Annotated in this window: 16 protein-coding genes and 1 pseudogene; 8 read left to right on the top strand and 9 right to left on the bottom strand. The window is 64.3% G+C overall.

The features are described 5' to 3' along the window. Positions 1-2: 2 nt before the first annotated feature. On the bottom strand, positions 3-1,043 hold the full coding sequence (locus L8F45_RS06335) for an ABC transporter substrate-binding protein (RefSeq protein ID WP_425329988.1): 1,041 nt from the start codon (positions 1,041-1,043) through the stop codon (positions 3-5). A 263-nt stretch (positions 1,044-1,306) separates the two neighbouring features. Here L8F45_RS06335 and L8F45_RS06330 point away from each other — a divergent pair, with 263 nt between their 5' ends. Then, positions 1,307-1,522, top strand: coding sequence for a hypothetical protein (locus tag L8F45_RS06330; protein ID WP_342362036.1), 216 nt, complete (start codon positions 1,307-1,309; stop codon positions 1,520-1,522). A gap of 96 nt (positions 1,523-1,618) precedes the next feature. Here the strand turns inward: L8F45_RS06330 and L8F45_RS06325 are convergent, their stop codons facing one another. Continuing rightward, entirely contained in the window at positions 1,619-2,647 is a 1,029-nt protein-coding gene (locus L8F45_RS06325; RefSeq protein WP_342362035.1) for an endonuclease/exonuclease/phosphatase family protein, read from the bottom strand. Positions 2,648-2,840: 193 nt separating this feature from the next. On the opposite strand from L8F45_RS06325, the gene L8F45_RS06320 reads away from it, so the two are divergent. The 3 genes from L8F45_RS06320 to L8F45_RS06310 all read left to right on the top strand — a co-directional run bounded on the left by L8F45_RS06320 (position 2,841) and on the right by L8F45_RS06310 (position 4,135). Beyond that, positions 2,841-3,134, top strand: coding sequence for a hypothetical protein (locus L8F45_RS06320; RefSeq protein ID WP_342362034.1), 294 nt, complete (start codon positions 2,841-2,843; stop codon positions 3,132-3,134). Positions 3,135-3,210: 76 nt separating this feature from the next. After that, entirely contained in the window at positions 3,211-3,504 is a 294-nt protein-coding gene (locus L8F45_RS06315; protein WP_342362033.1) for a DUF2218 domain-containing protein, read from the top strand. A gap of 91 nt (positions 3,505-3,595) precedes the next feature. Then, positions 3,596-4,135, top strand: coding sequence for an SGNH/GDSL hydrolase family protein (locus L8F45_RS06310; protein WP_342362032.1), 540 nt, complete (start codon positions 3,596-3,598; stop codon positions 4,133-4,135). 12 nt (positions 4,136-4,147) lie between these two features. Here the strand turns inward: L8F45_RS06310 and L8F45_RS06305 are convergent, their stop codons facing one another. The 3 genes and pseudogenes from L8F45_RS06305 to wrbA all read right to left on the bottom strand — a co-directional run bounded on the left by L8F45_RS06305 (position 4,148) and on the right by wrbA (position 5,426). Continuing rightward, on the bottom strand, positions 4,148-4,315 hold the full coding sequence (locus L8F45_RS06305) for a hypothetical protein (protein ID WP_342362031.1): 168 nt from the start codon (positions 4,313-4,315) through the stop codon (positions 4,148-4,150). 73 nt (positions 4,316-4,388) lie between these two features. Beyond that, positions 4,389-4,565 (bottom strand): annotated as a pseudogene (locus L8F45_RS06300) (pseudouridine-5'-phosphate glycosidase); the annotation flags it as partial. Positions 4,566-4,826: 261 nt separating this feature from the next. Further along, positions 4,827-5,426: an NAD(P)H:quinone oxidoreductase gene (gene wrbA / locus L8F45_RS06295; RefSeq protein ID WP_342362030.1), complete on the bottom strand. Its 600-nt coding sequence runs from the start codon at positions 5,424-5,426 to the stop codon at positions 4,827-4,829. Positions 5,427-5,624: 198 nt separating this feature from the next. On the opposite strand from wrbA, the gene L8F45_RS06290 reads away from it, so the two are divergent. Continuing rightward, the gene (locus L8F45_RS06290) at positions 5,625-6,545 is read left to right on the top strand and encodes a LysR family transcriptional regulator (RefSeq protein ID WP_342362029.1); all 921 of its coding nucleotides are present in this window, start codon (positions 5,625-5,627) and stop codon (positions 6,543-6,545) included. Here the strand turns inward: L8F45_RS06290 and L8F45_RS06285 are convergent. Further along, entirely contained in the window at positions 6,542-7,213 is a 672-nt protein-coding gene (locus L8F45_RS06285) for a carbonic anhydrase (protein WP_342362028.1), read from the bottom strand. The genes L8F45_RS06290 and L8F45_RS06285 overlap by 4 nt on opposite strands. A gap of 147 nt (positions 7,214-7,360) precedes the next feature. On the opposite strand from L8F45_RS06285, the gene L8F45_RS06280 reads away from it, so the two are divergent. Beyond that, a complete protein-coding gene (locus L8F45_RS06280; protein ID WP_342362027.1) occupies positions 7,361-7,909 on the top strand; it encodes a hypothetical protein in 549 nt (182 codons plus the stop codon). A 51-nt stretch (positions 7,910-7,960) separates the two neighbouring features. Here L8F45_RS06280 and L8F45_RS06275 read toward each other — a convergent pair whose 3' ends face one another. The 3 genes from L8F45_RS06275 to L8F45_RS06265 all read right to left on the bottom strand — a co-directional run bounded on the left by L8F45_RS06275 (position 7,961) and on the right by L8F45_RS06265 (position 9,864). Beyond that, entirely contained in the window at positions 7,961-8,731 is a 771-nt protein-coding gene (locus L8F45_RS06275; RefSeq protein WP_342362026.1) for a FecR family protein, read from the bottom strand. A gap of 53 nt (positions 8,732-8,784) precedes the next feature. Then, a complete protein-coding gene (locus L8F45_RS06270) occupies positions 8,785-9,483 on the bottom strand; it encodes an outer membrane protein (protein WP_342362025.1) in 699 nt (232 codons plus the stop codon). Positions 9,484-9,633: 150 nt separating this feature from the next. Then, a complete protein-coding gene (locus L8F45_RS06265) occupies positions 9,634-9,864 on the bottom strand; it encodes a hypothetical protein (protein WP_342362024.1) in 231 nt (76 codons plus the stop codon). Positions 9,865-10,356: 492 nt separating this feature from the next. Here L8F45_RS06265 and L8F45_RS06260 point away from each other — a divergent pair, with 492 nt between their 5' ends. Beyond that, positions 10,357-10,515, top strand: coding sequence for a DUF1127 domain-containing protein (locus tag L8F45_RS06260; RefSeq protein WP_342362023.1), 159 nt, complete (start codon positions 10,357-10,359; stop codon positions 10,513-10,515). Between the two features lie 207 nt (positions 10,516-10,722). Continuing rightward, on the top strand, positions 10,723-12,141 hold the full coding sequence (locus L8F45_RS06255) for a M20 family metallopeptidase (protein ID WP_342362022.1): 1,419 nt from the start codon (positions 10,723-10,725) through the stop codon (positions 12,139-12,141). The last annotated feature ends 154 nt before the right edge of the window (positions 12,142-12,295 follow it).

Below are 12,295 nucleotides of genomic sequence, written 5' to 3'. Positions count from 1 at the left end.
CGCTACTTCGGCAGGTTCTTCACCTCGGCGTCCCACTTCGCGAGCAGGCGGCGTCGCTCATCGGACGAGCCATACTTCACGAAGTCATAGTCGATGAGTTTGATCTCGCTCATCTTCGGCGCTTGCGCCGGCACGGCCGAATTTTTGTTGGACGGCACCTGATAGGATTTGGCGGGCCCCGCGAGCGCCTGTGCGGCGGGCGTCAGCGCCCAGTCGTAGAACTTCTTCGCATTCTCGAGATTGCGCGCGCCCTTGATGATCGACATGGAGCCGATCTCGTAGCCGGTGCCCTCGCAGGGCGCGACAGCCTTGATCGGCGCTCCTTCAACCGCAAACACCACCGCATCATGGATGAAGACGATGCCGATCGAGGTCTCGCCAAGGCTGGCGGCTTTCGCCGGCGCAGCGCCGGACTTGGTGTACTGGTTGACGTTCTTGTGCAGCGCCTTGAGATAATCGAAGCCCTTCTGCTCGCCCATGAGCTGCACCACGGTCGCGAGAAGGTTGTAGGCGGTGCCCGACGAATTCGGGTCAGCGACCTGCACCTCGTCCTTGAGCTTGGGATTGAGGAGATCAGCCCAGCATTTCGGCTCGGGAAGCTTCTTCTCGGCGATCAGCTTGGTGTTGTAGCCGAAGCCGAGCGCGCCGGAGTAAATCCCGATGGTGCGGCGCTTGCCGGCGTTCCACTGCTTGATCGCCCAGTCATGCAGGTCCTTGTTCATGGGCGACGTATATTCCTCGAGCAGCCCCTCCTCGGCCGCCTGCAGATGCGGATCGCCGGTGCCGCCCCACCAGATGTCGCCGCGCGGATTGGACGCTTCGGCCTTGACCTGGGCGTAGACCTCGCCGGCGCTCTTGCGCGTCATGGCGACCTTGACGCCCGTCTCGCGCTCGAACGCCTGCGACATGGCGCGGCACCACTCTTCCTGGACGCCGCAATACATCACGAGATTTTGCTGCGCGGTGGCGGGCGTTGCGAGCGACGCCAGCGCCGCGCCCGCCAACGCAAGAAAGCCGGACCGAAAATCCGATAAGCGCCCCATCAAACTCCTCCCATTCATTTGCCGACTATATGAAGAGCGGAATGAGAGGGCGTCAACAGGGTCCACGGCTTTTGGTGTTGGGACCGCCTGTCAGGCAGGCAGGATATTGCCGGCGATGCAGCGCCGCGCGCGCCGAAACGTTGGCGAGGTTCGGTAAGCCCGCGACGCGCGGGATTCACCGCTCTAAGATTCTTGCGCCGCCTCAGGGCTTCGACCTCGGATCAAAATCATGCTTGCCTCGCTCTGTCAGAGCGGAGGCAGGTATGGCGAAGATGGATCTGAACGTCACGGTGGATCATGAGACTGACAGCGTGCGTCTGACGCTGTTCGAGGACGCCCGGCCTCTCGGATGGATCGGATTCACCGCCGCCGAACTGGACGGCCTGATCCAGACTCTCGAAAGAGCCCGCGCTTTCCTGGCCGCTGTCGCGCCACCGCCGGAAGACCAGCCCTCAAAGGATACAGTGGCGCGAAGCTGACCAGCGCTCGATTGAGAGAGCGATCAAATGAAGGGCGCCCGGTTCAATCTTGCTCCGCGCCGCCGCCCGCGCGACCAATCGCATTCGCGTGCGCCACTATTCGCCAAGATCGAAATCGGCGGCGATCAGCTCATGATCGGAGATCGCATATCCCGCCGCATCGATGGCGGCGACGGTTTGCGGGGCCAAGCCGGTCAGGCCGCGGACGAACAGCCAGTCCAGCCGCGCGAAAGGCGGCCGCGGCTCCCCGTCAGGCCGCGTGCGCTGGCTGATCGCACGCGTGTTCACGGTCGCCCAGCCGAACCCGGCTTCGCGCAGATGGCGGAAGAGCGGCTCACGCATTTCCGCTTGCCCAAACATCTCTCCGTAATCTCCTTCGGCGCGAAGCTCGTTGGTGTTGAAGTCGCCGCCAATGATCGCAGCGGCGTCGCCGATGCGTTCGCTCATCACATCGAGCAGGCGCTTGGTCTGCCGCGCGCGATCATCGGCGTCGCTCGCGCTTTCCAGATGTATGCTCGCGACCCAGAGCGGGAACGGCGCATCTTCGATGCGCGCGACGATCGCGTTGCGACCCGCGAGTCGCAATTCGTGATCGCCTGAGGAGCCGTGATACCAGGCGCCGCCATCGTCGAGCCGCGCCATGAAGGCGTCGGCGAGCCGCAATCGCGACAGAATGGCGTTGCCGTGAAAGCTGGCTGAATTCTCAAGATGAGGATTGAGCGTAGCCTCACGCATGCTGCCGCGTCCGAGCTCCACGAACTCCACGCCGAATATGAATCCGGCGCCGTCCGCCGCCATCTCCGCCGTCGTGTGAAGATTGTTCGCGCGGGCCATGCCCTGATCCATCTCGGTCAGCAGCACGATGTCAGCATCGACCTGCGACAGCAGCTTACGCGACGGGGCAGGAAACATGCAGCGTTCCGCATTCCATGCTGCGACGCGAAGGCGCGCCGACGGCGTCGCGGGCTTCGCAGGCGCCTTGAACTCCAGCACGTCGATCGCCGGGACCATGTCGCAGCAGGCGCGATGATGCGCCTCCGTGCGTGGCCCGCCGCGCGCGGCCCTCAACGCGTCGGGCGACGCCGGCTCAAGCCGCGAAACCAATGTATCGACAATCGGACGCATCTTCTCTCTTCCGGAATCAGGGTTCGGCTTCGATTTCGGCCTGTGCTGCAGGCGCGTGACGATAGCGTGTCCGACCGCTGCTCTGTAGCCAAATAGCGAACGCGCCCGGGCTTTCGCACGATCACACCCCTTCTTCTATTCGCGGGTCAGCGCGGTTTACTCTCGCGAAACCTCCGTCGCGCATCCTTTTTGAATGCGCGCGGCCGCTCTGTTCTCGATGATCGCTTTCTCGACGCCCCTCTGGGCCGCCCAGAACGAGGTTGGCGGCCCGCAGGATCTGCTCGTGATCTGGCAGCGCGCCGACCAGACCTGCCGCCTCGGCGGGCGAGATGACATGGAAACGGCCCTGGCCTGCCGGCGGCGCGAGGAGGTCCAGATCAAGGCGCAGGCGAAGGGCTGGTGCCGGGGACGGCTGGGCGAGCCCGAAGAGGCCTATCGCTGGCACCACTGCGGCGCGCAATCGGTCCGGCGCGTGGTGATCGATTGAACGCCCGCGGGGCGCGCGTCGTCTTGAGAACGCCGGAGCGCGGCCATATCTGCCGGGGATGGACCGGAACGAGACGATGACCCACACCAGCGCACGCGTGCCCACGGCGAATGGAAGCCGTTATCTCCAGCAGCTCTGCAAGCATTGGGCGCACAAGATGGAGGTCGAGTTCACTCCCGAGAAGGGTCGCGTGAACTTTCCCTCTGGCTCGGTTGCGATCATGGCGGCGACGGGCGACGCGCTCGACGTCCGCATCGAGGCTGGCGACAGCGAGAGCCTTGAACGCATGAAGCAGGTTGTCGCATCCCATCTCGACCGCTTCGCTTTCCGCGAAGCGCCCCTGCTCTTCGCCTGGACGGACAGCGCCTGAAGCTGACCAACGCCGCCCTCGTCTTCATGGCGGATTGACAGCCATTTCGACTGAGCTTTTCTTTCCCGCCATAAAAGCTGGGGAGGAAAGTATGAAGCATTCAGGAATCATCCCGCCTGCTTGCGCGCTCGCGGCCATGATCGCGTTTGCAGCGCCCGCTCAGGCTCAATCCACCAAGATCGTCGCCATTGGCGCAAGCAACACCTACGCGCAGGCCGTCTCGACCTCGCAGGCCTGGCCGGCTCTGCTTGAATCGATGCTGCGCGCGCGAGGCTACGATGTGAGCGTCGACGTCGAGCGCGTCACGCTCGGCGACAGTTCCATGATCCTGCAACGCATCGACTCGGCCGTTCCCGCGGGAACGAAAGTTGTGGTTTACGATCTCGGCGTCGGCCGCGATCGTGAACGCGGAATCAACACCGCCGCCAACAAACCCGAAGTCGACAGGCGCATTCGTGCTCATGGCGCCGTGCCGATCTTTGCCGCCTATGGCCGCATCGTCGGCTCAGAAGCGTCCAATCCCTCAGCCTGGATCGCGGGCGATCCCAATCATCACATTACGCCGGAGTCGCACGCGCGCGTCGCGGCCTGGCTGCTTCCGCAGGTTGTCGCGGCTCTGAAGAAGCGTTGACGCGACGCGCGATTATTTCGCCCGTTTCCTTGCGCCGCGCAGCACCGTCATCCGCTTCGACTGGCGCATCCTGTAGGCCTTGTCGGCCTCCGACTGCGCGGCGCTCCTGATCAGCTTGCGCAACGCCTTGCGCAGGACCGGCGGCAACGTTTCGATATCGAGATCGGCAGGCTTCTTCATCGCTGATTTCAGCGCTTTTTCTTTATGCGCACGAGACTGACAGCGTGCGGGCTGCGACCGCCGCATTGTTGCGCATCGTCGCCGGCGTCGCGCCATTCTCGCGCACGATCGCTTCGACCTCGCGCGCTATCGCAAGATTCTCGGGATAAGGGATCCCGTGCGTGATGATGGTCGATTCAAGCGCGGCCACCGCGCGGCCATTGTCGAGAGCCGCTGCAACTTCGGCGCTGAAATGGATGAGGTCTTGCATCGGCTTTGTCCGGCGCGCCAGCGAAGGGACGGCGGCAGGCGCGTTATGTCAACCGCGGGGCAATGCGGTCAACCGCGGCCGGAAAACTCCGGATCAAAAAAACGACGCGCCTTTAGATCACGCCGCACTTTGATTGAATCAATCAAAGTGCGGGAACGTGATCGATTCCAAAAGTTTAGAGCATGGCTTAAGCGAAAAACCGGTTCCCACTTTTTCGCGCCATGCTCTATGCGCGCCGCAAACTCTCATGAGTGAGCGAGGTCAGCCGAACAGCTTGTTCGCCGCTTTCGCCACGAGTTCGCCCTGGAAGCGGGCGCCGTCGAGATCGATCTTGCTCGGCTGGCGCTGGCCCTGGCCGCCGGCGATCGTGGTGGCGCCATAGGGCGAGCCGCCAGCGACTTCATCGAGCGTCATCTGGCCCTGATAGCTGTAGGGGAGACCGACGATCATCAGCCCGAAATGCAGGAGGTTGGTGATGATCGAGAACAGCGTCTGCTCCTGCCCGCCATGCTGTGTCGCCGTCGAGGTGAAAGCCGCGCCGACCTTGCCGTTGAGAGCGCCCTTCATCCAGAGGCCGCCGGCCGTATCCCAGAAACTCGTCATTTGCGAGGCCATACGACCGAAACGCGTCGGCGCGCCGACGATGATCGCATCATAATTCGCGAGATCATCAGGCGTCGCGATCGGCGCGGCCTGATCCAGTTTGAAATGAGCCGCCTTCGCGACTTCGAGCGGCGCCGTCTCCGGCACGCGCTTGACGTCGACCGTCGCGCCAGCGGCGCGCGCGCCTTCGGCGACTGCGTTCGCCATCGTCTCGAGATGGCCGTAGCTCGAATAATAGAGAACCAGAACCTTCGCCATGGAAGCACCTGTACGGGGAGCGCGGCGGCAAAGCCGCTTGCGGCGCGGAAGGGCGGAGGCCCTGCGCGCTGGTGGGAACAGACCCTTTTGGAGAGTCGATGCCACCGAAATAGCCCAAGCCGTATTGCTAGAAAATAGGCATATTTTTGATCGCATTATTCGATAAACTAGATAAGTAGATAATCTGTCGGAGAGGCCATGCGCAAGCCCGGCGCGCCCACCCTCGACCAGTTGCAGGTCTTCGTCACCGTCGCCGAGAGCGGCAGCCTCGCCGCCGCCGGCCGCAGGCTCGGCCGCGCCACCTCGGCGGTCAGCTACGCCATCGACAATCTCGAAAGCCAGCTCGGCGTCGCTCTGTTTGACCGCATGACGACGCGCAAGCCGCAGCTCACGCAGGCCGGCCAGGTCGTGCTGGCGGAAGCCCGCGCCATTGGTCACGGCGTCGATGCGCTGCGCTCGCGCGTGCACGGGTTGATGCAGGGGCTGGAGGCGGAAGTCTCGATCGTCGTCGACATCATGCTGCCGACGGCGAGGCTGGTGGACGCGCTGCAGGCGTTCCAGCTCGCTTTTCCCACCGTGCCGCTGCGCCTTCATGTGGAGGCGCTCGGCGCGGTGACGCAGCTCGTGCTGGATGGAACGGCCGTCATCGGCGTCAGCGGTCCGATCTTTGAGGAGAAGACCAGCGGGCTTGAATCGATCCGCATCGGCGGCGTTGAGATGATTCCGGTCGCGGCGCCAAGCCATCCCCTCGCCCGGGCGCCGATCAATGCGCCCGGCGCGGCGCGCGATCACGTCCAGCTTGTCGTCACCGATCGTTCGCCGCTCACGCAAGGGAGGGATTTCGCCGTCTTCAGCCTCAAGACATGGCGGCTTTCCGATCTCGGCGCGAAGCATGCGCTGCTGCTCGCCGGACTCGGCTGGGGCAACATGCCGGCGCCGATGGTGTGCGACGACGTCGCCGCTGGCCGCCTCGTCCGGCTTGCATTGCCGGACTGGCCCGGCGGCGCCTATCCCTTGCACGCGATGTATCGCGTCAGCGCCGCGCCCGGCCCTGCTGCGCGTTGGCTCATCAACCGCTTCGCGTCGCAGAATGTCGACAGCGAAGACGCAGCGAATTAATCGCAGCGGATCATCGGGACCCGATCGGGAATGGCGTCCGTCGCAGGCTCGAAATTTCCGGTCGCGGGATTGCGCACCAGCAGCTTGCCGTTGGCGACGCCGAAATAGGCGCCATGCAACTGCAGCTTGCCGCGTTCGACCAGAATGCGCACGCAAGGAAACGTCATGAGATTTTTCAGGCTGAGTTCGACAGACGCGAATTCGAGCCGGTGGAGATAGGAGCCGTCATCGTCCTTCGGACGCGGCCCGATCGCTTCCGCGGCCGGCGCGATCTGCGACATCCAGCGACCGATGAAATCGCCGGGCGACAAGGGCTCCTGATCATCGGCGAAAGCGCGAATACCGCCGCAGAAGGCATGGCCGAGCACGACGATGTGCTTCACCCGCAGCGCCTGCACGCCGAACTCCAGCGCCGCGCTGGTGCCGTGCTGCGAATTCCCGTGCGCCTCATAGCCCGGCACGATGTTGGCGACGTTGCGCACCACCAGCAATTCGCCGGGCGCCGCATCGAAGATCACTTCCGGCGAAACGCGCGAGTCGACGCATCCGATCACCATGATCTCCGGGCGCTGGCCTTTCTCCGCCAGCATCTCGTAGCGCGAACGCTCGCTGGCGAACCGGCCTTGGAGAAAGGCGCGATATCCCGCGGTCAGCCTTTCCGGAAACATGGCGGCCTCTTTCATCGCCGCGGGCGGACCCGCTTGTTGCGCTGCGATAGCAGAACCGGGCGTCAGGCCCAAATGAGCGTTTTGGCTTGCCGGAAATCGCCCTATTCTGCCTGAACATTGACCGAGCGTCATAACGCGGAGGACGCCATGAACAGCCCCGGAATGTACCGCGTCTTCCGATCCCTGATGGCCTTCGCCGCACTCATCGGCGTGACGGCCGAGGCGTCGGCGCAAGGACAGGGCAATGTCGAGGTGACGCTCGAGGCCGTCGCGGCAAGCTCCTACCGCGCGCCCGTCGCGCAGGTCGCACGCAACAATCTGCGCGTCGTGCTGACCGTCTCGCCGAAGCGAAACCTCACCTACCTCACCTACTGGAACGGCGAATTGCAGAGGAATGTCGAGGGACAATGGCGCGTCGGAGAGAGCGCGACAACGAGCGCCACGCGATCGGTGGGATCGTGGAAGATCAGGCCGAACAATCAGATCGAATATGACGGCCGCATCACCACCAATCTCGGTTCGACGATCAGGCTTCGCTACGTGATCGCGATCGGAGGCGACAGTTGCTCCGCGTCGATGAACGCGGCGACAGCCTCACGCGATGGATTGTCGCGCGCGAGACAGGCCGACGGCACGGAAGTCGTGGTCGATCGGCGCTGGTACGAGAATATTTCCTGTCGCATCAGCGCGAAGTAGATCGCGCGGCGACGAGCTCAGAAGAATTCTGAAAGCGCGAGCAGCGCGCGATCAGCGCGCCGGGTCGCCGCCGGTTCCTCCGGTCGCGCCACCGCCGCCGCCCGTCCCACCCGTGCCGCCGCCAGTCCCTCCGCCTCCGCCGGACGAGCCGCCGCTATCGCCGCGACCACCGCCATCAGCGACGCCGCCGCCGCCAGACGAGCTTGGCGATGAACTGAACGAAGGGCCGGGCGCAGGCGCCGCCGAAGCAGCCGCCACGGCCGAAATTCCCGCGTTGCCGACGGTGGCCGAACCGCCGTCGCCGATGGTGGCGCAATCGAGCGCATTGGCGCGACGGCAGACGTAAATCTCGCCCTGCAGCACCTGGATATTCGTCGCCGACGCGACGACCTCGAATTCGACAATCGTGCCGCGGATGCCGATCGTCGCGTGCGGAGTCTGGATCTTGAACGCAGCGGGATTGGACGCGCCCGTCACCCATCGAAATGTGCCGCGCGTGAGCGTGACCACCGCTTGCTTCGCGCTCGCATCGGCGTTGAAGACATATCGATCGAGCTTGACCGATGAATTCGCGCTGACGTCGAGGATCGTTGAATCCTTGAACTGCAGCAACGCGCGGCCGTTCTCGCTCGTCTGGATGACTTCGTTCTGATGAACCTCACCGCCTTGCGCGATCGTCACGCGCCGCGCGCCGAGCGTGCCGGTCACATTGGGCACGGAGCGCTCCGCGAGCCCGATCACGCTTTGCGCCGAAGCCGATGTCGTGATCGCGCCGATCGCGATCGTCATCGCAAGCCCGCATGCCGCCTGGATCACGCGCATCGAAATCTCCTCAACGAAATTGCGAGCCGCGGGACGTCAGTAAGCGCCCGAAGCTAAAATTTATAGGCGAGGCCGACGCGCACCGTATGCATGGTCGGATTGAATTTGCCCGGGCTGATGCTGCTCACCGCGCCAATGGGCGCAGTCTTCGAGCGGAAATCATAATATTTATAGTTGAGCGACACGATCAGATTGTTCGTAAGCGCATATTCCGCGCCGCCGCCGATCGTCCAGCCGACAAAGGTCTCGGAATAGCCCGTGCCGAAAAGCACGCCCGTCGCCGTCGCTGTCGAGCGATAACGCATGTCAGCGAAAGCGACGCCGCCATCGGCGACGAGCAGCAGGCGATCGATAGCGTAACCAAGCCGGCCATTGACCGAACCAAACCATCTCACCTTGTGGCCGCATGTGAATCCGGCGCCGGGACAGCTCGTCGAGCCGTCGATGTCGCTCCAGTTCGCTTCGCCTTCGACGCCAAGAACGAGATTGTTGACGAACTGATAGTTGTAACCGACGCGGCCGCCGACGAACCAACCATCTCCGGAATGCGAGGCGCCAGTTGCAGTCGCCGTGAAGGCGTAGCTCGTGTCCGACCAGCCATAGCCGCCCTGCGCGCCGACATAGAAGCCGGTCCAGTTGTAAGGCATGGGGAGAGGCGGCATCGGCGCGACGCGCGCGGGAAGATCGGCGGCCTGCGCCGCGAAACCCGTGAACGCCAGAGCTGCGACAGCCAATGTCCGGAAAAATCTCATGAGTCAGCCCACTTAATAGCGACTCAAGCCTAGCCCCCTTCCCGCCCCGGTCCTAGTGCAAAGAGGCCACAATTCGGCGTCACGGGATTCAGGACTATTTTCGTCAATATTTATTCGCGGCGCCTTCGCTTGCCGTGAGAGACGCTCCCCTCAACCCTTCGAGCGCATCACCTTGTCGATCGGTCCGCGCGGCCGGCCCGACTTCTCCGCGATTTCAGCGTCCTGTTCCTCGATCGCGGCGCGCACGGCCTTCTCGCCCTCGAGGCTGTTGACGATCTCGATCGCCACGCGCCGGTTGGAAGCGCGGGTGCCGTCCTCATAAAGAACGTCATACAGCACAAAGCCCCGCTCGAGCGGCTTCGATTTCTTGCGCGTGCCCATGAAAACTCGCCCGTCAAAGATGTTGTGAACCGCCGGAGCAACACGCCCGCGACAGCTCGGGCGGCCGGCGGAGCGAATCGCCTGGAGACGCCGTGAGTGGCGGACGCGGGGCGGTCCGGCAGCGGTATGGGCGGCCCAAGGCGGCCGCGCAAGCCCTCCGCGCGGCCCCGAAAAGCCGCATGCGCGCAAAGGTCGCAGCGCCCTGGAGACAAGGAGCGACAGGCTCCGCCGCCGCCTCGGACGACCTTGATCGCGTAGCAGGCGGGCGGTCTGCCTGCCTGCACAGCAGGCATGATCTCCATATGCCCCAAAACGGGCAGATCGGCGGAATCGGCGCCTCAAGGTTGGATTCGTAAAATTTTCACCAATCACTCATGCGGCAGACGCGCGCATCGTCAGGTATCTTGCAATCCAGCCGCTTGGAGCGCATGACTTGGGTGCAACGCAACATTCGCCGCGGCGACGCGGCCAAGAACAACGGACCTCCAACTCATGCTCCTCGCGACCATCATCCGCCGCATCAACGAATGGGCCACCTATCGCCGCTATCTGCGCGAGCTGGCCGAACTCTCCGACCGCGCGCTCGCCGACGTCGGAATCGACCGCGCCAACATCAAGGCGATCGCCTGGCGCAACGCGCGCGCCGCCTGAGCGCGTCTTTCGGCGCCGGATTCCGGCGCCAGACTCTTCCGGAAACGCGGCCTTCACGGCCGCGTTTCTGTTTCTGCAACAAAACCTCGGCCTGCGCTTTGGCGACGCGGCTGATCTGCTTTTTTGAACGCCTCTTCGCGCTGGACTTGATCGATCCGGATTGATGGAATGCGCCGCCCCGAACGTGCCGGGCGAAAAGAGGACATCATGGATAACAGAAGCGACCTTTGGCGCCATGTCGACGCCGCCAAAGACCGGCTGATCGCGCTCAGCGATCGCGTCTGGGGCATGCCCGAAGTCTGCTATACCGAGAAGAAGTCGGTGGCCGAGCACATCGCCGAGCTTCATCATCAGGGCTTCAAGGTCACCGAGAATGTCGCGGGTATTCCGACCGCGGTGATCGGCGAGGCCGGCGAAGGCGGTCCCGTGATCGCGTTCCTCGGCGAGTATGACGCGCTCCCGGGCCTCAGCCAGGAAGCCGGCGTCGCCGTCCATAAGCCGATCGAAGCGAACGGTCATGGGCATGGCTGCGGTCACAATCTGCTTGGCTCGGCGGCGCTTCTCGCCGCCACCGCGATGAAGAACTGGCTCGCGGAAAACAAGATTCCGGGCCGCGTCCGCTACTATGGCTGCCCGGCTGAAGAAGGCGGCGCGGCGAAAGCCTTCATGGTGCGCGCCGGCGCCTTCAAGGATACGGACGTCGCCATCACCTGGCACCCCAACAGCTTCTGGGAAGTGTCGCCGGCCCTGTCGCTCGCGAACACCCGCGCCGACTTCATCTTCACCGGCCGCGCTTCGCACGCTGCCGCCTCTCCGCATCTCGGCCGCAGCGCGCTTGACGCCGTCGAGCTGATGAGCGTCGGCGTGAACTATATGCGCGAGCACATGCCGAGCGACGCGCGCGTGCATTACGCGCTGCTCGACACCGGCGGCATCGCGCCGAACGTGGTGCAGGCCTTTGCGCGCGTGCGCTACTCCATCCGCGCGCGCGACCTGCCCGGCATGCTCGAACTCGTCGAGCGCGTGCGCAAGGTCGCAGAAGGCGCGGCGATGATGACGGAGACGAAGATGGAGATGCGCATCATCAGCGCCGTCTCCGATCTTCTCCCCAACACGCCGCTCGAAGAGACGCTGCAGACCGTGATGGAGGATCTCGGCCCGCCGCATTTCGATGACACAGACCGCGCCTTCGCCCGCGACATCCGCGCGACCTTGTCGCCGCAGGATCTGGCGGCGCCTTATCGCGCCGCCGGCGTCCAGCAGACGGACGCGCCGCTCGCGGACTTCACGGTGCCGCTCGACACCAAGCGCAATCCCATGATCGGTTCGACCGATGTCGGCGATGTGAGCTGGGTCGTGCCGACCGTGCAGGCGCATGCGCCGACGGTCGCGATCGGCACGCCAGGCCATAGCTGGCAGATCGTCGCGCAGGGCAAATCGCCGGCTGCGCACAAAGCGATGGTGCAGGTCGCGAAAGCGATGGCGACGACCGGCGCCAAGGTGCTGCAGGATCCGGCCCTGCTCGCCGCCGCCAAGGCCGATCTCGACAAGCGCACCAAGGCGACGCCCTATGTCTGCCCGATCCCGGCGAACATCAATCCGCCGCTGAACATGTCGACCGGCTGACGAAGCCGGCGCGCCGCGGTCCATCCGCGGCGCGCCCTGTTGAAAGATCGTTTCCAGGCCGATGTCGGCGACGCGCGCGATTCTCACTGAACGCGCCAGATTGCGTTGCAATGAGAGCCTGTTTCGATCGCGTTAAACTGGCCGCGTGCCGGCG

The organism is Terrirubrum flagellatum, assembly GCF_022059845.1.
Taxonomy (GTDB): domain Bacteria; phylum Pseudomonadota; class Alphaproteobacteria; order Rhizobiales; family Beijerinckiaceae; genus Terrirubrum; species Terrirubrum flagellatum.
This window is presented reverse-complemented; position numbering and strand designations above follow the sequence as displayed.

Coding starts and splice junctions, on each gene's coding strand:
- L8F45_RS06335 (WP_425329988.1), bottom strand. CDS start 1,043: ATGGGGCGCTTATCGGATTTTCGGTCCGGCTTTCTTGCGTTGGCGGGC.
- L8F45_RS06330 (WP_342362036.1), top strand. CDS start 1,307: ATGGCGAAGATGGATCTGAACGTCACGGTGGATCATGAGACTGACAGC.
- L8F45_RS06325 (WP_342362035.1), bottom strand. CDS start 2,647: ATGCGTCCGATTGTCGATACATTGGTTTCGCGGCTTGAGCCGGCGTCG.
- L8F45_RS06320 (WP_342362034.1), top strand. CDS start 2,841: ATGCGCGCGGCCGCTCTGTTCTCGATGATCGCTTTCTCGACGCCCCTC.
- L8F45_RS06315 (WP_342362033.1), top strand. CDS start 3,211: ATGACCCACACCAGCGCACGCGTGCCCACGGCGAATGGAAGCCGTTAT.
- L8F45_RS06310 (WP_342362032.1), top strand. CDS start 3,596: ATGAAGCATTCAGGAATCATCCCGCCTGCTTGCGCGCTCGCGGCCATG.
- L8F45_RS06305 (WP_342362031.1), bottom strand. CDS start 4,315: ATGAAGAAGCCTGCCGATCTCGATATCGAAACGTTGCCGCCGGTCCTG.
- wrbA (WP_342362030.1), bottom strand. CDS start 5,426: ATGGCGAAGGTTCTGGTTCTCTATTATTCGAGCTACGGCCATCTCGAG.
- L8F45_RS06290 (WP_342362029.1), top strand. CDS start 5,625: ATGCGCAAGCCCGGCGCGCCCACCCTCGACCAGTTGCAGGTCTTCGTC.
- L8F45_RS06285 (WP_342362028.1), bottom strand. CDS start 7,213: ATGTTTCCGGAAAGGCTGACCGCGGGATATCGCGCCTTTCTCCAAGGC.
- L8F45_RS06280 (WP_342362027.1), top strand. CDS start 7,361: ATGAACAGCCCCGGAATGTACCGCGTCTTCCGATCCCTGATGGCCTTC.
- L8F45_RS06275 (WP_342362026.1), bottom strand. CDS start 8,731: ATGCGCGTGATCCAGGCGGCATGCGGGCTTGCGATGACGATCGCGATC.
- L8F45_RS06270 (WP_342362025.1), bottom strand. CDS start 9,483: ATGAGATTTTTCCGGACATTGGCTGTCGCAGCTCTGGCGTTCACGGGT.
- L8F45_RS06265 (WP_342362024.1), bottom strand. CDS start 9,864: ATGGGCACGCGCAAGAAATCGAAGCCGCTCGAGCGGGGCTTTGTGCTG.
- L8F45_RS06260 (WP_342362023.1), top strand. CDS start 10,357: ATGCTCCTCGCGACCATCATCCGCCGCATCAACGAATGGGCCACCTAT.
- L8F45_RS06255 (WP_342362022.1), top strand. CDS start 10,723: ATGGATAACAGAAGCGACCTTTGGCGCCATGTCGACGCCGCCAAAGAC.